Raw genomic sequence first — 18,273 nt, forward strand, 5'->3', positions numbered from 1 at the left:
GGAGAGTAGAGCATTGTTCAACTTTTGGAACCCCCCTGTGCCGCACGAATGCCGTTGACTCACCGCGATCCGATTCCTACGGTTGACCATAGGATTTCAGAATCCCCCTTCCTTCCTCATGCACCGGGAGCACAATATGAGCGGCATCGAGCAGGCGCGGAAGACGGCGGAAGGGCTCGCACATTCCGCCGGATTCGGTAATCAGCACAGCTCGGAAGCGGTGCCGGGGGCCCTGCCGCACGGCCGCAACTCACCGCAGCGCGCACCGTTGGGGCTCTACGCCGAGCAGCTGAGCGGCTCGGCCTTCACCGAGCCGCGCGCTCACAACCGCCGCTCCTGGCTCTACCGGATCCGCCCCTCCGCGGCCCATCCGCCGTTCGTCCGGATCGACAACGGCACCCTGCGCACCGCCCCGTTCACCGAGTCCGTCCCCGACCCCAACCGGCTTCGCTGGGACCCGCTTCCGCAGCCCGTGCCCGGTACGGACTTCCTGTCCGGTCTGTGGACGCTGGGCGGCAACGGCGACGCCGCCCAGCGCACCGGCATGGCCGTGCACCTCTACTCCGCCGACACCGCCATGACCGACCGGGTGTTCAGCGACAGCGACGGCGAGCTCCTGATCGTCCCCGAGCACGGCGGGCTGCTGCTGCGCACCGAACTGGGCCTGCTGCGTGCCGAACCGGGCCATGTCGCCCTGATCCCGCGCGGTGTCCGCTTCCGGGTCGAACTGCTCGACGCCACCGCCCGCGGCTACGTCTGCGAGAACTACGGCCAGCCGTTCGTCCTCCCCGACCTCGGCCCGATCGGCGCCAACGGCCTGGCGAACGCCCGTGACTTCCTCGCCCCGGTCGCCGCGTACGAGGACGTGGAACGCCCGGTCGAGGTGGTCAACAAGTACTGCGGGAACCTCTGGTCGGCGACGTACGACCACTCGCCGCTCGATGTGGTCGCCTGGCACGGCAACCACACCCCGTACGTCTACGACCTGCGCCGGTTCAACGTCATCGGCTCGATCAGCTACGACCACCCGGACCCGTCGATCTTCACGGTGCTGACCTCGCCCACGGACACCCCCGGCCTGGCCGGCGTCGACTTCGTGGTGTTCGCGCCGCGATGGCTGGTGGGCGAGGACACCTTCCGGCCGCCGTACTTCCACCGCAACGTCATGAGCGAGTACATGGGCCTGATCGAGGGCGCGTACGACGCGAAGACGGCCGGCAAGGGGGGCTTCGTGCCCGGCGGCGGCTCCCTGCACAACATGATGTCGGCGCACGGCCCGGACCGGGAGACCTTCGAACGGGCGAGCGCGGCGGAGCTGAAGCCGCAGAAGATCGACGACGGCCTGGCCTTCATGTTCGAGACCCGCTGGCCGGTCACCGCGACCGGACAGGCGACGACGGCCGGCCATCTTCAACACGGCTACGACGACGTGTGGCAGGGTCTGAGCCGCAACTTCCGTCCGTAACGGGTTCCATCCGTAACGGCCCATGTGAACCGGCCACGTGCCGCAGCGACGACGAATGCAGGTGACCCAGGTGCCGCAGACCCCTCTGAAGCCCCCCGCGCCCCACGGGGCCGCCTTCGCGCCCGACTCGCTGGTCCTGAACCGCAAGCTCCCGCTGTGGTACCAGGTCTCGCAGTCGCTGCGGGCCTCGATACTGGGCCGCACGGCGGACGCCACCCTGCGGCTGCCGACCGAGGAGCAGCTCGCCGCGCACTACGGCGTCAGCGTCCTCACCATGCGCCAGGCGCTCAAGGAGCTGGAGACCGAGGGGCTGATCAGCCGGCACCGACGGCGCGGCACCTTCATCGAGCCGCGCGCCCGCCGGGTGTCGCCGGTGCGGCTGCTCGGTTCGATCGACGCGATCGTCGCCCAGCAGTCGGGCGAGCGGACCACGGTGCTCGACCACGGCCCGTGCCCGGTGCCGGGTGATGTCACGGAGTACTTCCCCGACTGCGCCGAGGTCACCGGCTACCGACGGCTGCGGTGCGAGGAGGACACCGGCGAGCCGACCAACTGGGCGCAGAACTGGGTCCATCCGGAGGTCGCGGCCGGGCTCGACCCCGCCGACCTCGAACGCTGGCCGATGACCAAGGTGCTGCGCGACCGCGTCGGCGTCCCCATCGCCCGGATCACCGACACGGTCGAAGCCCGGCTCGCCGATCCGGCCACCGCCGAACTGCTCCGGGTCCCGCTGCTCAGCCCGATCCTGTACTACACGGGCGTGACCTACGACGAGAGCGGCCGGGTGGTCGATGTGGCGCAGATCCGCTACCGGGGCGACCGGTTCTCCTTCTCGGTCACGGTGGAGGCCCACTGACGGCCGCAGCTCCCGGCAGGCGCCCTGCCGGGCCCCGGGGCCCCGCCGTTACGATGCCGGGGAAGGCGGCAGACGTGGCGACGGGGAGGACGACACGGTGGCAGCTCCGGCAGCGGCCGGCTCCGGCGAGGGCCCGCGCAGCCCGCTCCTCGACGACCTCATGCCCTGGTCCGTACGGCCGCTCAGGACCGGGCGCCCCTGGGTGACCGCCCCGGACGCGGCGTCTCTCAGGGCCCGCTGGGAGCGGCTGGTCCAGGCCCCGGACGCGGAGCGCGAGCAGTTGTTCGGGCCCACCCGTGTGCGGACCCCGCGGACTCCGGTGGCGGCCCTGCCCGGACAGCCGGGCGGGACCGGCCGGTTCGCCCGTGAGGCGGGGCCGTGCCCTGAGCCGGTAAGGATCCTGCACGGGCCGTTCGACGAGCAGTGGCTGCTCCCCGACCACCGTCTGATCGACGTCGCCCGGCCCGAGCTGTGGCGGGTCGCCGACGGTCACCAGGTCTTCGTCTTCGAGCACGGCCGTGTCCCCCAGGACACCGGCCCCGCCCTCTCCGTGACCGCGCTGCTCCCCGACGGCCATTCCCCCGCGGGCCGGCCCGGCCGGATCCGTCCGCTGTACCGGCGCCCCGGCGGCGCCGAACCCAATCTCGCCCCCGGGCTGCTCACCCTGCTGCGCGCCCGCCACGGGGACGCGGTCACTGCCGAGTCCGTGCTGGCCTGGATCCTCGCGGCGGCCCAGCGTTCTCCGGCGGGCTGCGTGGTGCCGCTGCCCGTGGACACCGCGCGCTGGTCGGCGGGGGTGGAGCTGGGGCGGGAGCTGCTGCGGCTCCAGTTGCGCGGGGCGCGTGGCGGGGAGCGCCCCCGGCTGCCGGGCGGGCGCCGCCCGTATGTGCGGGCCGCTGTGCCGCCCGTCCCGTCGGAGCTGTCGTACGACGCCGAGGAACAGGTGCTGAGCCTCGGCTCGGGCCGCATCTCGCCGGTGCCTGAGGGTGCGTGGGAGTTCCGGGTGGGCGGCGTACGGATGCTGGAGCTCTGGTTCGAGCGCCGGGCGGCGGTGTCGGGCGCCGGCGGCCTGGAGGCCGTACGCCCCCGCGCCTGGCCGCAGGAGTGGACGTCCGAGCTGCTGGAGCTGATCGCACTGCTCGCCCTGCTTGCCGAACTGCGGCCCCGGCAGGACGAGCTGGCGGACGGCCCGGAGATCGGCGCACACGAGCTGAGGGCGGCGGGCGTGCTGCCGGTGCCGGCCACCGCGCGGCGGCCCGCGTCCGTGCTCGACCACCAGGAGGAGGGCCCGGACGGCCAGTTCGCGCTGCTGTGACACCGGCGGACCGGCACGAGGCCGTCAGCGGAGCCGCACGAGGGCATCCACCGGAGGCCGGGTTCGGCGCTCCTGCCCGGCCTCGTCCGCGCGGAAGGTTCGCCGGTAGGCGGCGGGCGTGGTGCGCAGCGCCTCGTGGAAGCGCCGGCGCAGATTGACGGCCGAGGAGAGGCCGACCCGGCGCGCGATGGTCTCCACCGGCAGGTCGGTCTCCTCCAGCAACGCCCGGGTGGCGGCGAGTCGCCGGTCGAGCAGCCAGCGTCCGGGGCTGATGCCCAGCTGCTCGGTGAAGCGACGGGTGAGCGTGCGGGCCGAGACCTGGGAGCGGACCGCCATCTCGGCGACGCTGACCGGCTGGTCCAGGCGCCCGGCCAGCCATTCCAGCAGCGGGGCAAGTGAGTCGGCGACCGGCCCGGACGTGGGCAGTTCGGCGTACTGCAGCTGGCAACCCTCACGGTGCGGCGGCATCACCATCTGCCGTGCGATCCGCATCGCGTAGGCAGCCCCGTGGTCGGTGCGTACGAGGTGCAGGCAGAGATCCACACCGGCCGCCGATCCGGCGCTGGTGGCGACGTCGCCGTGGTCCACGTACAGCACCCCCGGGTCGACCTGGACCTGCGGGAACCTGGCGGCCAGCTCGGTGGCCCGGGCCCAGTGGGTGGCGGCCCTCCGGCCGTCCAGCAGTCCGGCGGCGGCGAGCACGAAGGCGCCCGAGCAGATGGCGACGATCCGCGCACCGCGCCGGTGTGCCCGGCGTACCGCCGCGGCCACCGCCGGTGGAACCTCGGTGCCGGCCGGCTGCTGCCTGCCGGGGACCAGCACGGTGTCCGCGCGCTCCAGTGCGTCCAGGCCCGCCGTGACCAGCAGGTCGTAGCCGGCCTGGGTGCGCACCGGGCCGGGGTGCTCGGCGCACACCTCGAACGCGTAGCGGGCGGGGATCTCCGGGCCGTGGTCGCCGAACACCTCGGACGCGCAGGCCAGCGGGAAGGTCGACTGCTGGGGCTGCAGCAGGGCCACCACCCGGTGCGGCGCAGGGGATTTCGGCAGCGAGCGAGGCGTCATGGCGCGAAAGTACCCCATCATGTCGTTCGGGACACTGGGACGGCCCAAGTGGTCCAGACCAGGATGGCGCTGTGACCACCAAGCAGGCTCAGACCTCTCCCTCACCGCCCGGCGACCGGCCCGCGGACCCTTCGCCCGGCCAACAGCCGCCCGTCCGGCACCCGTTGTGGGACCGGCGCTTCACCTTCTACTTCGTTGCCCGTTCGGTCTCGCTGGTCGGCGACGCGATGATGCCGGTGGCCGCCGCGCTCGCGGTGGGCGCGCTGTACGGAGTCTCCGGGGTCGGTTTCGTCCTCGGCACCTGGACCGGGACGTGCGTCGTCCTGGTGCTGTTCGGCGGGGTGTTCGCCGACCGGTGGGGCGCACGCAGGATGATGGTCGGCGCGGACCTCGTCCGGGTGCTCACCCAGGGCGTGCTGGCGGCCGCGTTCTTCGCCGGGCCCCCGCCCTTCTGGCTGTTGGTGACGATGGCGGCGCTGGCCGGTGCGGCCACGGCGATGTTCCAGCCAGGGGTGAACGGGATGGTCCCGCTGGTCGCCCGCGAGCCGCAGCGGGCCAACGCCACACTGAAGGTGGCCGACGCGCTCGCCCAGCTGCTCGGACCGGCCCTGGCGGGACTGCTGATCGCTCTGACCGGCGCCGGGACCGTGTACGCGATCGACGCGGGCACGTTCGTGCTCAGCGCCCTGTGCCTGGCGCTCATCCGCCTCGCCCCCGCCGGCGCGCCCGCGGACACCCGGGCCGATGCCGGATCCGCTTCCCCCGGCGGAAGTTCACTCCGCCGCGACCTGCGTCAGGGCTGGCACGAGTTCCGCTCCCGCACCTGGATGTGGGCGGTGATCCTGATCTGGGTGGCCTACGGTGTGCTGCTCTTCGGGCCGCTGGTCCCGCTCAGCTCGGCCCTGATCGGCTCCCGGTCCGGCCCGAACGCCTACGGTCTGGCGGTCTCCTTCCTCGGCGTCGGAACCGTGCTCGGCGGCCTGCTGGCGCTGCGGGTGCGACCCGCCCGGCCACTGGCGGCCGGGGCGGTGGCGATGGGGCTGTTCACCGCGCTGCCGCTCTGCGTTGCACTGGGCGCGGAGCTGCCGGTGCTGCTGGCGGGCCACGTCCTCGGCGGCGGCGCCTTGGCGTTCTGGTCGGTGATGTGGGCGACCAGCGTGCAGACCCACACCCCACCCGCGGTGCTCAACCGGGTCACCGCGTACGAGCTGGCCGGCTCGGTGTCCGGGATCGCGCTCGGCCAGATACTGGCGGGGCCGGCCACCGCCCTGGCCTCCCCGGCGCGGCTGCTGCTGGTCTCGGCGGGCACCTGCCTGGCGGGCTGCGTGGCACTGCTCTCGATTCCGGCGATCCGCACGCTGCACCGCGCCGCACCCGCGGACGGCGGCCGGCCGAAAGCACCGGACGGCCCGCACGAAGGGTGAGCGACCCCGCGAGCGCTCGGCTGCGGAGGGGGCTTCTCCGGTCCGAGGCCCAGCGAGCGCTCGGCTGCGGACGGGCCTTCTCCCGTCCGTGACCCCGCGAGCGCCCGGCTGCGGACCGGAGAAGTCCCGCGCCACACCCCTTCCCCCCGTCCACCGGGCAGCACCGGCCGTCGCTCGCGTCGACACCGCCTGCCACGCGGCGCGGCCGGTCCGCCGACGCGTGGAGCAGACGTTCGGGATCATGTCCGGTCGAACGAGTCCAGCACCCGGGCGAGTGCCCGGTCGAACACGCCATCCAGATCGATCGGCCCGGGATCCTCGGCGAATCCGGCCGCCATCCTCGGGTACTTCCCCGTCATGATCTGGCTGATCAGATATCCGGTGCGGGCGGCCTGCTCCTGCTCCTCGGACCAGGGCAGGGAGCGGCTGCGCTCCGCCGTGGCGATCTCGTTGGCGGTGTACGTGGTCACCACGCCGTTGACCATGGCGATGAGTTCCATCTTCTCGCCGAACCGTGCGTCGACCGCGTCCAGACAGCTCAGCGCGTACTCCAGGTACCGCAGGGCGTTCGGGCTGAACCCGTACACCGGCGACATCAGCCGGGGTACCCACGTGTGGCGGTGCATCATCCCCCGCGCCTGGTGGGCGAGGGCGAGCAGGTCGGCGCGCCAGTCGCCGGAGGGCTCCGGGTAGTCGTACCCGGCACTGACCGCGTCGAGCATCAGCTCGTACAGGTCCTCCTTGCGGGGCACGTAGTTGTAGAGCGACATCGTGCCGCAGCCGAGCTCGGCGGCCACCTTCCGCATCGACACCGCGTCGAGCCCCTCCGCGTCCGCGATGCGCACGGCGGCCGCCGCGATGTCCGCGCGACTGAACGCAGGCTTGGGACCACGCCCCGCACGCTCGGGGCGCGCCCAGATCACTTCGGGTACAGCGGGTCGCCCCACCATTGATCATCACCTCGACCACCATGGTAGTTACGTACACCGTACGTAGTTCGGTACCGTTGCGGCATGACAACTACGTACGCTGTACTTAGTGAAGGTCTGGAGAAGCGCTACGGCGACGTCCACGCGCTGCGCGGCCTCGATCTGGCCGTTGCCGAAGGCACCGTCTGCGGGGTGCTGGGGCCCAATGGCGCCGGCAAGACCACCGCTGTCCGCGTCCTCACCACGTTGACCGCACCCGACGGCGGCAGCGCCCGGATCGCGGGCCACGACGTGGTGCGGGAGGCCGGCGCCGTGCGGGCGGCGATCGGCGTCACGGGACAGAGCGCCTCCGTCGACGGCGAACTCTCCGGCCGGCAGAACCTGCGGCTGTTCGCCAAGCTGCTCAGGTACCGGGGCGCGGCGGCACGCAGCCGGGCCGACGAGCTCCTCGAACGCTTCGAGCTGACCGGCGCGGCCGACCGCCCGGCCCGCACCTACTCGGGCGGGATGCGCCGCCGCCTTGATCTCGCGGCCAGCCTGCTCGCCCGGCCCCAGGTGCTGTTCCTGGACGAGCCGACCACCGGACTCGACCCGCACAGCCGCAATCAGATCTGGGCGGCGGTACGGGAGCTGGCGGCCCGCGGCACCACCGTCCTGCTCACCACGCAGTATCTGGAGGAGGCCGATCAGCTGGCCGACGACATCGTGCTCGTCGACAGCGGCCGGGCCGCACACAGCGGCAGCCCCGCCGAACTGAAGGCCCGGATCGGCAGTTACGCCGAGGTCGTCGTCGCCCACGCGTCGGCGCTCGCCCCGGCCGCTGCCGTCCTGGACCAGTTGACGGGCGCCGCGCCGGTCCTCGACCACGAACGCCGCACAGTGGGCGCTGTCGCCACCGACCCCTCGCTCACCCTGCCCCGGATCGTCCGCGAGCTCGACGCGGCGGGCGCGGCCGTGATCGACGCGAGTCTGCGGCCACCCACCCTCGACGAGGTCTTCCTGCGCCTGACCGGCCGCAGCACCCCCATCAAGGAGACGGCAGCATGAGCACCGACGCACTCGTGACGGAACGCCGGACGGCGGACGCCACCAGGCCCGCGAACACACCGGTCACGGACGTCCTGGCCGTGCTCGGCCGCCACCTGCAACGGATCAAGGCGGCCCCGGGCGTCGTGATCCTGACCCAGACCATGCCGATCACGATGCTGCTGTTCTTCGGGTACGTCTTCGGCAGCGCCCTGGCCGTCCCCGGCCAGGAGTACCGCGCGTTCCTGGTGCCGGGGCTGCTGGCGGCGACCGCGGCGAACGGCATCATGACCGGGATGTTCCAGTCCGCGCAGGACTGCCACCGGGGTGTGATGGACCGGCTGCGCACCCTGCCGATGAGCCGGACCGCCGTACCGTTCGGGCAGACCGCGGCCGATCTGCTGACCACGGCCGTCGGCATGATCCCGCTGATCCTGGTCGGACTCGCCGTGGGCTGGCGGATCGAGGGCGGCCCGGCCGCCGCGCTGGGCGCGTTCGGACTGCTGCTGCTGTTCCGGTTCGCCACCTCGTGGGTGGGCTGCTGGCTGGGGCTGCTGATCCGGAACGAGGAGGCCGCCGGGCAGCTGGGCAGCGCCACGTTCATCCTGCCGCTGCTCTCCAGCGCGTACATCCCGACCGACAACCTGCCCGGGTGGCTGCGCACGCTCGCGGAGTGGAACCCGATCAGCGCCGCCGCCGCGGCCACCCGCGACCTCTTCGGCAATGCCGTTCCGGCCGCCGACGCGGCCTGGCCGGTCGCCCACCCGGTGGCCGGGACGCTGCTCTGGTCGGCGTTGCTGCTCGCGGTCGCCGTGCCGCTGTCCGTACGCCGCTACTCGCGCGGCGGCGCATGAAAGCACGGCTACGGCATGGCCACGGCATCGCTACGGCGGATGAAGACGCAAGTGCACCGCTCAGCCGGGCAGCGCGACCGGCCGGTCCAGTGCGCCCAGCAGGGAGACGAAGCTCGACTCCAGGAAGGCGCCGAGCTCGTCGAGGGCTTCCGGTTCGGCGAGCGGCCAGCTGGTGACGGCCTCCTCGGCAAAGGCCATCCAGGCCCGGGCGGCAACCAGCAGCCGCGGTGAATCCGGCATCCCCAGCCGCCGCTGCCCCTCCTCCACCCGCCGGGCCAGAGTGTTGCGGGTGAATTCGACGATGTCCTCCACGGCGGGATGGCTGCCTCCGGCGCCGCGGACCAGGGCGAGATAGACCCTGCGATGCTCCGTCACGTACGCCACGAACCCGGCGATGAAGGACCGCAGCCAGGGAACGGGCTCCAGTGAGGAGTCAGGTTCCGTGGCTGCGGCGAAGTCGTCGCACTCCTGCTGCACCACGGAGCGGTAGAAGTCGCGCTTGGAATCGAAGTAGTGGAAGAGCAGCCCCCGGGAAATGCCCGCGCGGCGTGCCACATCGTCGGTGGAGAGCTCGTCCAGCGAGCGATCGGCAAGCATGTCCACGCCAATGGCGACCAACTGCGCCCTTCGCTCGTCGGGACTCAGGCGCGCGGCTCGCTTCTGGGACATGTGGACAGTGTAGAAGTGCTTCGGCACCGAATTATCTCGGCACCCACTCCACCGGAAGACACCCATGCGGTCATGACCCCGGCGTGGAGCCCACGCGGACATGGCGAAGCGCCACTGCCGGCTCCGGGGATGACGGAAGAGCAGGCAGCAGCGCGACGCCGGGGACCGGGTTCGTCGGTTCAGCGGCGGCTGCCGAAGAGCGAGCGTCGCAGTCGCCGCAGCGGAGCGAAGAGCGAGACCCGCGCACTCTTGCTCCGGCGGGTGTGCGCGGCATCGCGCGAGGTGAGCTCGCGCATCAGCAGCGTCGCCTCAGCGGACTCGCGCTGCGGGACGGCGGGGCCGCCCAGCACTGCGAGATGACGGTCGAGGCGCGAACTCGTCGCGCTGCTCCCGCATGTAATGGCAGGCACACGCGCCCTGCTGTGCATCGTTATCTGTTCCATGTCACTCCCCACCCGTACGAGGGCACCCGGCCCGGGCAGGTTAACCCTATCGCCCCGCGGCGACACGCGTGTATCCCGGGCACAGGATTGAGCACACACATACGGAGGTTGACGACCTGTCTGCGAATATGCGCGATTCCAGGGCGAGTTGCGCAGATCACCAGCCTCTGGACAGCACACCGGCTCCGGGGCCGGCCTACCGGAGCGAGGCCCCGGCCTGCGGGACCTCCACCCCGGGAGGCGGCCTGACGGGGTGACGGACGGACGTGCGGGCCGGTCAGTCGAGCGCGTTGAGGACGGGCAGATAGCCACCGGACTGCCCGGAGGCGAAGGGGTGGTACGACTCACCGATGTTGAGCCAGTTCAGGCTGTGCAGCCAGGCACTTCCGGAGCAGATCTCGTGGCCGGTGAACTTTCCGGCGACATCACCGAAGGTGAAGCCGTGGTCGGCGGCGCGCTTGGCGGTGGCCGCGTTGAGGTAGTCGGAGGCACCGTTGATGGCTGTGCGCACCTTGTCGCTCAGACCGACGACGCAGCTGCCGCCGATCTGGTAGAAGCGCGGGTAGCCGAGGACGACGACATGGGCGGCCGGGGCCTTGGCCCTGATCGCGTCGTACACCGAGTCGAGCTTGCCGGGCAGCGTGGAGTCCACGTAGCTGCGGGCGGTGGCGATCCGGCTGAGGCAGGTGGCCTCCGACTGGAGGACACAGGTCGTCATGACATCGGCGAATCCCGCGTCGTTGCCGCCGATGGAGATCGAGACCAGGTCGGTCGAGGGGGCGAGCGGTCCGAGCTGGCTCGCCGTCACGTCACCGGTGCGGGCACCCGAGCAGGCGGTGAAGGCGAACGAGGCGGGCGCGTTGGCGGCCGCCCAGAGCGAGGGGTAGGCGAGGGTGCTGCGCTTGCAGTCACCACTGGAGCCGATATAGCTGCCGGAGCCGACCCCCGAGGAGTAGGAGTCGCCCAGCGCGACGTAGTCGACGGCTTGTACGGACGATGCGGCGTTCGCGGTGGCCGCCCCGGTCAGGGCGATGACTGCGCCGAGCAGGAGCGAGGACGAGAACGCCACGAGTCTGGACATCTTCATGGAACCTCCCTGAGGTCGACCGGCAGGATCTCTGCCACGTCCGTGGTAGCAGCAGCGAAGGCCATTCCGGAAGTGTCCATGCCAAGTCGTTCGGATGAGTTTTAGCCGACGGACCTCTGAGTTCATGTCATATCGGTGCACGGCTCGGCATACGGCACTCCACGGGAGCTCCGGTACCGCGCCCCCGGCACAGGCGGAGGAAGCTGGTGAAACCTGGGTGCGCGGGGTGCCCCCGTGCCGGATCATGGGCGGCATGTCTGCCAACCCCGAGTCCGCTCTGCCGATCCGGCTCACCGTCGACGACAGCGACTCCCCGTCCGATGTCGTCGACGCGCTGTTTCTCGGCCGCTTCGCGACGGGCGAGCAGCCGTACTCGCACAGCTCCTCCCTCGACCGGGTCCGCACGGGGGCCACACTGCTGCCCCCGGCCGCGAAGGTGCTGCGCGCCGCCCGCGACGACGACCGCAGCGCCACGCTCGCCGAGGGCGAGGGCTGGACCCTGCTCATCTCGCGGTGGAACCGGGGCGCCGACGTCACGGTCACCGCGACCAGCGCCGAACTGGCCCACCAGGTACTCGAAGAGGCCACGGACGGAGCCCAGGACGAACCGGAACCGCAGCCCGAGAACGTGACGATGGGCTTCTGGTACGTGTCGCCGCGCCGCGGACCGTACCGCACGACCCGTCAGATCGCGGCCGGCACGTGGGACGAGGTGCGCGCCAACTACACCGCACCGGTGGCCGATGCCATGGGCCGGCTGATGAAGGTCACCCCGGACGACATCGCGGGCCGGCTGCTCCTGCTGCACGGACCGCCCGGCACCGGCAAGACGTCCGCCCTGCGCACCCTGGCGCGGTCGTGGCGGGACTGGTGCCAGGTCGACTGCGTACTCGACCCCGAGAGGCTCTTCAACGACGTCGGCTATCTGATGGACATCGCGATCGGCGAGGACGACGGCAGCACGAAGGGCCGATGGCGGCTGCTGCTCCTGGAGGACTGCGACGAGCTGATCCGCGGCGAGGCCAAGCACACGGCCGGCCAGGCGCTGTCCCGGCTGCTGAACCTCACGGACGGTCTGCTGGGGCAGGGCCGCAACGTGCTCGTCGGGGTGACCACCAACGAGGACCTGGAGCGGCTGCACCCGGCAGTCGTCAGGCCCGGCCGCTGCCTGGCACGGATCGAGGTGGGACCGCTGACCCGGAAGGAGTCCGTGGCCTGGCTCGGCACGGAGGAGGGCCTCGGCCGGGACGTGGCGCGCGAGGGAGCGACGCTGGCGGAGCTGTACGCGCTGCGCCGCGGCACGGGCCCCGCCTCGGTACCCAAGCAGGACTCGGGCGCGGACGCGGGTCTGTACCTCTGAGACCGCCCTGCCGGACGCCCCCTCACCTCACCCCGCGTAGACCGCCCGCACCGCGTCCTGCGCGAGCTCCAGCGCCCGCGCCCGGGACATCCCCAGCCGCCGGGCCTGTTCCGCGTACTCGCGCGCCGCGGACGCCGCGTTGCGTTCGGCCGCGTCGCCCGCGGCAGCGACGAACGTCCCGTTGCGCCCCCGTGTCTCGATCACTCCGTCCGCCTCCAGCGCCCGGTACGCCTTGGCGACGGTGTTGGCGGCGAGGCCGAGCTCCTCCGCGAAACCGCGGACGGTCGGGAGCTTGTAGCCGACCGGCAGCGCGCCGGAGCGGGCCAGTTCGGAAATCTGCGTGCGCAGCTGCTCGTACGGAGCGGTGCCGGAATCCGGGTCAACGGCGATCTTCAGAGTCACGGGCCGATTCTGCCCCACCGCCGGAAATTCGGGGGCGGACGGGCCGGACCTGCGGGTACGGTCCGGCACATGACAGTCATCGTGCGCGATTTCCGGTCCGCCGACGCAGAGGACTGGGTCCGGGTCAGACGCGCAGCGCTCCCGTTCATGGTGACCACGCCGGAGCGGGTGGTCTTCGACCTGGCCACCGCCCATCCCGACAAGCGCTACCGGATGCTGGTCGCGGAGGAGGACGGCGAGATCATCGGTACGGCCCAGGTGGGTCTGGCGCATGAGAGCCCCGAGCCGGGGCAGTCGTTCTGCAATCCGTACACCCACCCGGAGCGGACCGGCCGGGGCGCGGGCACGCTGCTGCTGCGTACGGCCGAGGAGCATCTGGCGCTGGCCGGCGCGACCTCGGTCTACGCCTGGGTGCTGGACACCCCCGGCGACCGGGCGTTCGCCGGGAAGCACGGCTATGCGCCGAGCCGGCCCGCGCACTTCTTCCATCTCGACCTGGCGCACGGCACGCTGCCGCCCCGTCAGGAGCTGCCCGCCGGGATCGAACTGCGCACCGGCGCCGACTTCGCCGACGACCCGCGCCCGCTCTTCGAGGCGGACGCCGAGGCCACCGCGGACGAACCCAGCGACACGCCGGCCCTGCTGTCGGACTACGAGGAGTGGCTGACGGAGACCTGGCGCAGTCCCGGCCTCGACCACGACCTCACCTCGGTCGTGGTGGCCGACGGCGAGGTCGCGGCCTTCAGCGCGGCGGAGACCGACGGCGTGAACCGCTACTGGTCGGGAATGACCGGCACCCGCCGGGCGTACCGCGGCCGGGGGCTGGCGAAGCTCGCGAAGAACGACTCGCTGCACCGGGCGCGCGCCGCCGGGTACACCGACGCATACACCGGCAATGACGCCGACAACGGTCCGATGCTGGCGATCAACCGCTGGTTCGGCTACGAGATCTGTGCCACGGAGGTGCGCCATGTCCGCAAGCTCGGCTGAGTCCGAACTGACGGTCGTCCTGGTCAAGGCCGGAAAGACCAAGATCCGCTATCCCGCCGCCCTGGTTGCCGACGACGGCACCCGGGTGACGGTGCGTGCCCCCTGGGCCGCCCCCGGGGTCCGCGACTTCGGCTTCGTACGTTTCGAGCCGGGTGACGTCTTCACGGAGTACTACTGGCGCGACGCCTGGTTCGCCGTGAAGGAGGTCCGCACGGGCGCGGGTGAACTCAAGGGCTGGTACTGCGATGTGACCCGTCCGGCCGTGCTGCGGGACGGCGAGCTGCTCGTCGAGGACCTGGATCTCGATCTGTGGGTGTCGGCGGACCGCTCTGGCGTACTGCGGCTGGACGAGGACGAATTCGAGGAGAGCGGCCTGGCCGGACGCGACCCGGCGTCCGCGAGGGCCGCCGTGGAGGCACTGGACGAGCTGGAACGGCTCGCCCGCACGGAGGAGGGGTTCGCCGCACTGCTGGGCTGAGGTGTCCCAGCGAGGGAGAAGGGGCGGGGGCGCCCGCCCGCCCGGCGCCCCCGCCCGCCTCCTCACCCCGATCCCCCTCAGCCCACCGCCAGTTCCACCTCGTACCCCGCCGCGTCCTCCAGGTAGGCGGCCACATGCCCGTCGCCGCCCGCATGCGGATGGCGGTCCGTGAACAACAGCCGCCAGCCGTGGTCGGGGGCCCGGGCCACCAGAGCGTCGAGGGTGGCCCGGTCCTCGACGTGGAACGCCAGGTGGTTGAGCCCGGGGCGTCGTCGCTCGTGCGCTCCGGGGGCCAGGTCGGGCGACTGCTCGATCACCACGTAGCTGTCGCCCCGCCGCCAGCTGCGCCCGTGCGCCCACTGCTGGTACGGAACATGGCCCAGCTCGCCGAGGAGCCAGCCCCAGCCGGACGCTGCGGCCGCCAGATCCGGCACCCACAGCTCGATGTGGTGCAGCCGTCCGGTGCGAGCGCCGCCGACCGGCAGCGGCACGGCCCGGCGGACGCTCCGCGGTTCGTACGCGACGGAGTCGCCGTCCTCGTGCCAGTGGATCAGAAAGTGCTCCCCCGCCCGGTAACCGTCAAGGCCGGCGCGGCAGTACGCGACCATGTCGTCCGGAAGGGCGTCCAGCGGGAACCACTCCAGCCCGGAGCACTTGTCCGGTTCACGGTTGTACGGCGGCCGGTCCGGGTCGTACTCCGCCTCGAAGAACCAGCCCGTCCTGGGGCTGCCGCCCGGCCCCCGGTGCTGCATGACCAGGGCCACGCGCAGTTCCTCCGGTTCGAGCGCGATCCCGATCTCCTCGGCCGTCTCGCGGATCACCGCCTCGCGGACGTCCTCACCGTCCTCCACATGCCCGGACGGGGCGTGCAGCAGCCCGTCCGCGTACCCCGTACCGGCCCGTCGGGCGAGCAGGACTTCGGAGCCTCGGCGGAGGATCACATGCACATCGACGACCTCGGTGTGCCGACGCGGGGGTTCGGCCCGCGCCACCAGCGCGTAGCGCTCGTCGTCGACCTCCTTGCCCCAGAGATCCCGGTCGCCGGAGAGCCGCTCGTGGTGGATGCGCTCGGTGAACGGGGCGATCAGCGCGGTGAGTTGCCCGGCGGACAGCCCGACCCCGTTCCACACGCCTTCGACCAGCACCAGTCTCCCGCCGGGGCGCAGCAGGCCGAACCAGTGGCTCAGCACGGCCGCGGGATCGGGGAGCAGCCACACCACGTGCCGGGCCAGGATCACGTCGAACTTCTGCTTGCCGACCGGCGGCGCGGCCGCGTCCCCGGTCAGCACCTCGGTCCCCGTGCCGGACAGCTTGGCGCGCGCCTGCTCGACCATGCGCGGCGAGCGGTCCACGGCGGTGACCCGGTGGCCCTGCCCGGCGACGAGCAGCGCCAGGCTTCCGGTGCCGCACCCCAGGTCGAGCACCTCGGATCGTTCCCGGGGCAGCCAGCTCTCCAGCCGCTGCGCCCAGGCGTGCCGGACCACGGGGTCGAGCAGGCCGTGGTCCGGCTCCTCGTCGAAGGAACCGGCGGCTGAATCCCAGTCGATCGTCGTCATGGACCGATCGTGCCAGCTGCCACTGACAACGGCGGCGGTCCCCCCGGAGGCGTCCGGTCCCGGAGCCGCCGACGGCCGGTCTTAAGCATTCCTGAGTGGCCTTAAGCATTCTTGAGTGGCCCCTTAAGGCCGTCATAACGATCGCCATCAGCCCCTTTCCCGGGCCTTTCCGAGGCCGGGCCGGGGCTAGCTTGCTGTTCCCGGGACGCCCCGCACACCGCCGTGGACCGCTGAAGGAGTACCCCCGCCATGCCCGCCATCACCCCCGCCCGCCACAGGGCCGCCGCCGTCGTCGCACTCGGTGCTGCGTCGCTCGTACTCACCGCTCTGACCGCGGCTCCGGCCTCGGCGCACGGCTCGCTGACGGACCCGGTCAGCCGGGTCTCGGCCTGCTTCGCCGAGGGTCCGGAACACCCGCGGTCCGCCGCGTGCGTGGCCGCGGTCGCGGCGGGAGGCACCCAGGCGCTGTACGACTGGAACGGCGTCAACATCGCCAACGCGGCAGGGAAGCATCAGCAGTTGATCCCGGACGGCAAGCTGTGCAGCGCGGGCAACGACAAGTTCAAGGGGCTCGATCTGCCGCGCGCCGACTGGCCTGCCACCGATATGAAGGCAGGCACCCACACCTTCCGCTTCCGGGCCACCGCCCCGCACAAGGGCTCCTTCGCTCTGTATCTCACCACCGCCGGCTACGACCCGGCCAAACCGCTGAAGTGGTCGGACCTGGAGGAGAAGCCGTTCGCCGAGGCCACCGACCCGGAACTGGTGGATGGTTCGTACGTCTTCGACGGCACCGTTCCCGAGCGCTCGGGACGCCAGCTGATCTACACGGTCTGGCAGCGGTCGGACTCCCCCGAGGCGTTCTACGCGTGCTCCGACGTGGTCTTCGGCGGTACGGGGGGCAGCGCCGCGAGCGGCAGCGGGTCGGTCGCCGCCGTGCCCGCGCCGTCCGCTTCGGCGCCCTCCGAACAGAAGATCACCGAGGGCGCACAGAAGTCCTCGGTCGAGCACGGCGGCCACGGTGACGACGACGCCGATACGGGCGCGGCCGTCACCGAGGCCGCTGGTGCGACCGCTCCGGCCAATGTCCCGGAGCCGGACAGTGCGTCGGGTGATGTCCCCGTCGCGGGGGCCGACAACCTCGCCGAGACGGGCGGCAGCGCCGCGACGAGCCGGCTGGCCATGGGTGGTGCTGCCGCGATCGCACTGGGCGCGGCCGCGCTGCTGGTCTCGGTCCGCCGCCGGGCCGCCGCAGCGACCCGGCGCGGACTCTGACGGACGGTCCGGTCAGGGACCGGTCCCTGACCCGGTCCCTACCCGATGACCGAGGCGCAGGTGGTCGGGGTGGCGTGCGCCGGGTCCAGGGCGTTCGCCACCTCGTGGTAGGCGATCCGGTCGATCGTCCCGATCGCCACGTGCTCGGACAGGTCGACCGGGCACAGGTCCTGGAGCAGGACGTTGCGTACGTCCGGCCCGTTCAGGAACTGTGTCCGGTACGGGGTCACGACCTCGTCGTACTTGGTCGCGATGACGGTGTAGTGCACGCCGGACACGGTGTCGGGCACCGAGTTGAGCTTGGTGACGAAGGGCGACCCGGCCACCTGGTCGGCGAGTCCGGGCGTGCCGGCGTTGAGCAGGTCCTCGGCGCCGGGGAAGTAGGGCAGCAGCTTGGTCAGGCCGAGGAGGGTGGTGCCGTGGTTGTCGGGCGCGATCCCGACCAGGGCGTTGACCTTGGCAGCTCCGCCGAGGAACTTCAGGTAGTAGTTCGGCATCATGCCGCCCTGGGAGTGGCCGACGAGGTCGGCCTTCGGGGCCCCGGTGGAGGCGAGCACCTTGTCGACGAAGACGGAAAGCTGCCCGGCCGACTTGTCGATGGGTCCGAGACCGTTGAAGAGCGGCACTCCGGGAAGCTGGCCGTAGTCGAGCGAGTAGACGCAGTAGCCCCGGTTGACCAGGTAGGGGGCCAGGACGAGCCAGTTGTCGACGGAGTTCCCGAAGGTCCCGTGGACCAGCACGACGGGCCGGGGGTGGGCTGCGGAGGGCTTGCAGGAGTAGTCGTTCCAGCCACGGGAGGTGGCCGTGGTGGCGGTGGGGGTGGCTGCAGCGGCAGTGGCCGTGGGGGTGGCGACTGCGGCGACAGCGAGGAACAGTGCGGCGAGGGTTGTCCGCGCACGTGGGGTACGCGACGCACGGGTCCAGGGCAGCATCGTGTGGTCTCCTTGCGGCTCAAGGGAGTTGCGATGTCTGTGCGCCCTGCGGCCCGGACCACAAGTTCTGACGACGTTCTATGTGCTCATGCCAACTTACGCACGAGTAAGGTTGCGTGGGAAGTTACGCGTCGGTAAAAACTGACGCGG

General features: G+C 71.8%; 18 protein-coding genes. 10 read left to right on the forward strand and 8 right to left on the reverse strand.

The features are described 5' to 3' along the window. Nucleotides 1–136: 136 nt before the first annotated feature. The 3 genes from hmgA (at nt 137) to SH922_RS07815 (ending at nt 3,636) form a co-directional block, all read left to right on the forward strand. Nucleotides 137–1,465 carry a homogentisate 1,2-dioxygenase gene (hmgA, locus tag SH922_RS07805; protein WP_393056315.1) on the forward strand — a complete coding sequence of 443 codons (1,329 nt, stop codon included), beginning with the start codon at nt 137–139 and terminating at the stop codon, nt 1,463–1,465. A gap of 55 nt (nt 1,466–1,520) precedes the next feature. Further along, a complete protein-coding gene (locus SH922_RS07810) occupies nt 1,521–2,321 on the forward strand; it encodes a GntR family transcriptional regulator (RefSeq protein WP_393056317.1) in 801 nt (266 codons plus the stop codon). A gap of 97 nt (nt 2,322–2,418) precedes the next feature. Then, the gene (locus tag SH922_RS07815) at nt 2,419–3,636 is read left to right on the forward strand and encodes a type ISP restriction/modification enzyme (protein WP_393056319.1); all 1,218 of its coding nucleotides are present in this window, start codon (nt 2,419–2,421) and stop codon (nt 3,634–3,636) included. Between the two features lie 24 nt (nt 3,637–3,660). Here the strand turns inward: SH922_RS07815 and SH922_RS07820 are convergent, their stop codons facing one another. After that, nucleotides 3,661–4,698, reverse strand: a complete 1,038-nt coding sequence (locus tag SH922_RS07820) for a GlxA family transcriptional regulator (protein WP_393056322.1) — start codon at nt 4,696–4,698, stop codon at nt 3,661–3,663. 71 nt (nt 4,699–4,769) lie between these two features. Between SH922_RS07820 and SH922_RS07825 the strand changes: the two genes are divergently transcribed. Then, the gene (locus SH922_RS07825; protein WP_393056324.1) at nt 4,770–6,122 is read left to right on the forward strand and encodes an MFS transporter; all 1,353 of its coding nucleotides are present in this window, start codon (nt 4,770–4,772) and stop codon (nt 6,120–6,122) included. Between the two features lie 239 nt (nt 6,123–6,361). Here SH922_RS07825 and SH922_RS07830 read toward each other — a convergent pair whose 3' ends face one another. After that, the gene (locus SH922_RS07830; RefSeq protein ID WP_393056326.1) at nt 6,362–7,072 is read right to left on the reverse strand and encodes a TetR/AcrR family transcriptional regulator C-terminal domain-containing protein; all 711 of its coding nucleotides are present in this window, start codon (nt 7,070–7,072) and stop codon (nt 6,362–6,364) included. Nucleotides 7,073–7,135: 63 nt separating this feature from the next. On the opposite strand from SH922_RS07830, the gene SH922_RS07835 reads away from it, so the two are divergent. Both SH922_RS07835 and SH922_RS07840 read left to right on the forward strand, forming a co-directional pair. After that, the gene (locus tag SH922_RS07835; protein ID WP_393056328.1) at nt 7,136–8,098 is read left to right on the forward strand and encodes an ATP-binding cassette domain-containing protein; all 963 of its coding nucleotides are present in this window, start codon (nt 7,136–7,138) and stop codon (nt 8,096–8,098) included. Then, the gene (locus SH922_RS07840; RefSeq protein ID WP_393056330.1) at nt 8,095–8,931 is read left to right on the forward strand and encodes an ABC transporter permease; all 837 of its coding nucleotides are present in this window, start codon (nt 8,095–8,097) and stop codon (nt 8,929–8,931) included. The genes SH922_RS07835 and SH922_RS07840 overlap by 4 nt, the downstream gene beginning before the upstream one ends. Before the next feature lie 60 nt (nt 8,932–8,991). Here the strand turns inward: SH922_RS07840 and SH922_RS07845 are convergent, their stop codons facing one another. The 3 genes from SH922_RS07845 to SH922_RS07855 form a co-directional block, all read right to left on the reverse strand. Further along, a complete protein-coding gene (locus SH922_RS07845; protein WP_393056332.1) occupies nt 8,992–9,600 on the reverse strand; it encodes a TetR/AcrR family transcriptional regulator in 609 nt (202 codons plus the stop codon). A 179-nt stretch (nt 9,601–9,779) separates the two neighbouring features. Beyond that, complete coding sequence (locus SH922_RS07850; protein ID WP_350992387.1) at nt 9,780–10,043, reverse strand: hypothetical protein; 264 nt, start codon at nt 10,041–10,043, stop codon at nt 9,780–9,782. 277 nt (nt 10,044–10,320) lie between these two features. Next, nucleotides 10,321–11,130 (reverse strand): SGNH/GDSL hydrolase family protein, encoded by an 810-nt coding sequence (locus SH922_RS07855; RefSeq protein ID WP_393056335.1) that lies wholly within the window; start codon nt 11,128–11,130, stop codon nt 10,321–10,323. 244 nt (nt 11,131–11,374) lie between these two features. Between SH922_RS07855 and SH922_RS07860 the strand changes: the two genes are divergently transcribed. Further along, nucleotides 11,375–12,490, forward strand: coding sequence for a DUF5925 domain-containing protein (locus SH922_RS07860; RefSeq protein WP_393056337.1), 1,116 nt, complete (start codon nt 11,375–11,377; stop codon nt 12,488–12,490). Between the two features lie 27 nt (nt 12,491–12,517). Here the strand turns inward: SH922_RS07860 and SH922_RS07865 are convergent, their stop codons facing one another. Next, complete coding sequence (locus SH922_RS07865) at nt 12,518–12,892, reverse strand: GntR family transcriptional regulator (protein ID WP_393056339.1); 375 nt, start codon at nt 12,890–12,892, stop codon at nt 12,518–12,520. 69 nt (nt 12,893–12,961) lie between these two features. Between SH922_RS07865 and SH922_RS07870 the strand changes: the two genes are divergently transcribed. Together SH922_RS07870 and SH922_RS07875 are read left to right on the forward strand one after the other, a co-directional pair. Further along, the gene (locus tag SH922_RS07870; RefSeq protein WP_393056342.1) at nt 12,962–13,882 is read left to right on the forward strand and encodes a GNAT family N-acetyltransferase; all 921 of its coding nucleotides are present in this window, start codon (nt 12,962–12,964) and stop codon (nt 13,880–13,882) included. After that, on the forward strand, nt 13,863–14,360 hold the full coding sequence (locus SH922_RS07875; protein WP_393056344.1) for a DUF402 domain-containing protein: 498 nt from the start codon (nt 13,863–13,865) through the stop codon (nt 14,358–14,360). The genes SH922_RS07870 and SH922_RS07875 overlap by 20 nt, the downstream gene beginning before the upstream one ends. Before the next feature lie 77 nt (nt 14,361–14,437). Here the strand turns inward: SH922_RS07875 and SH922_RS07880 are convergent, their stop codons facing one another. Beyond that, nucleotides 14,438–15,916, reverse strand: coding sequence for a trifunctional class I SAM-dependent methyltransferase/NUDIX hydrolase/VOC family protein (locus tag SH922_RS07880; protein WP_393056346.1), 1,479 nt, complete (start codon nt 15,914–15,916; stop codon nt 14,438–14,440). A 249-nt stretch (nt 15,917–16,165) separates the two neighbouring features. On the opposite strand from SH922_RS07880, the gene SH922_RS07885 reads away from it, so the two are divergent. Next, nucleotides 16,166–17,191, forward strand: coding sequence for a lytic polysaccharide monooxygenase (locus tag SH922_RS07885; RefSeq protein ID WP_393056348.1), 1,026 nt, complete (start codon nt 16,166–16,168; stop codon nt 17,189–17,191). 38 nt (nt 17,192–17,229) lie between these two features. Here SH922_RS07885 and SH922_RS07890 read toward each other — a convergent pair whose 3' ends face one another. After that, the gene (locus SH922_RS07890) at nt 17,230–18,123 is read right to left on the reverse strand and encodes an esterase/lipase family protein (RefSeq protein WP_393056351.1); all 894 of its coding nucleotides are present in this window, start codon (nt 18,121–18,123) and stop codon (nt 17,230–17,232) included. Nucleotides 18,124–18,273: the final 150 nt, after the last annotated feature.

The organism is Streptomyces sp. LN549, assembly GCF_043203805.1.
Classification (GTDB): Bacteria; Actinomycetota; Actinomycetes; order Streptomycetales; family Streptomycetaceae; genus Streptomyces.

Coding starts and splice junctions, on each gene's coding strand:
- SH922_RS07850 (WP_350992387.1), bottom strand. CDS start 10,043: ATGGAACAGATAACGATGCACAGCAGGGCGCGTGTGCCTGCCATTACA.
- hmgA (WP_393056315.1), top strand. CDS start 137: ATGAGCGGCATCGAGCAGGCGCGGAAGACGGCGGAAGGGCTCGCACAT.
- SH922_RS07885 (WP_393056348.1), top strand. CDS start 16,166: ATGCCCGCCATCACCCCCGCCCGCCACAGGGCCGCCGCCGTCGTCGCA.
- SH922_RS07820 (WP_393056322.1), bottom strand. CDS start 4,698: ATGACGCCTCGCTCGCTGCCGAAATCCCCTGCGCCGCACCGGGTGGTG.
- SH922_RS07810 (WP_393056317.1), top strand. CDS start 1,521: ATGCAGGTGACCCAGGTGCCGCAGACCCCTCTGAAGCCCCCCGCGCCC.
- SH922_RS07835 (WP_393056328.1), top strand. CDS start 7,136: ATGACAACTACGTACGCTGTACTTAGTGAAGGTCTGGAGAAGCGCTAC.
- SH922_RS07855 (WP_393056335.1), bottom strand. CDS start 11,130: ATGAAGATGTCCAGACTCGTGGCGTTCTCGTCCTCGCTCCTGCTCGGC.
- SH922_RS07880 (WP_393056346.1), bottom strand. CDS start 15,916: ATGACGACGATCGACTGGGATTCAGCCGCCGGTTCCTTCGACGAGGAG.
- SH922_RS07840 (WP_393056330.1), top strand. CDS start 8,095: ATGAGCACCGACGCACTCGTGACGGAACGCCGGACGGCGGACGCCACC.
- SH922_RS07870 (WP_393056342.1), top strand. CDS start 12,962: ATGACAGTCATCGTGCGCGATTTCCGGTCCGCCGACGCAGAGGACTGG.
- SH922_RS07860 (WP_393056337.1), top strand. CDS start 11,375: ATGGGCGGCATGTCTGCCAACCCCGAGTCCGCTCTGCCGATCCGGCTC.
- SH922_RS07875 (WP_393056344.1), top strand. CDS start 13,863: ATGTCCGCAAGCTCGGCTGAGTCCGAACTGACGGTCGTCCTGGTCAAG.
- SH922_RS07845 (WP_393056332.1), bottom strand. CDS start 9,600: ATGTCCCAGAAGCGAGCCGCGCGCCTGAGTCCCGACGAGCGAAGGGCG.
- SH922_RS07890 (WP_393056351.1), bottom strand. CDS start 18,123: ATGCTGCCCTGGACCCGTGCGTCGCGTACCCCACGTGCGCGGACAACC.
- SH922_RS07830 (WP_393056326.1), bottom strand. CDS start 7,072: ATGGTGGGGCGACCCGCTGTACCCGAAGTGATCTGGGCGCGCCCCGAG.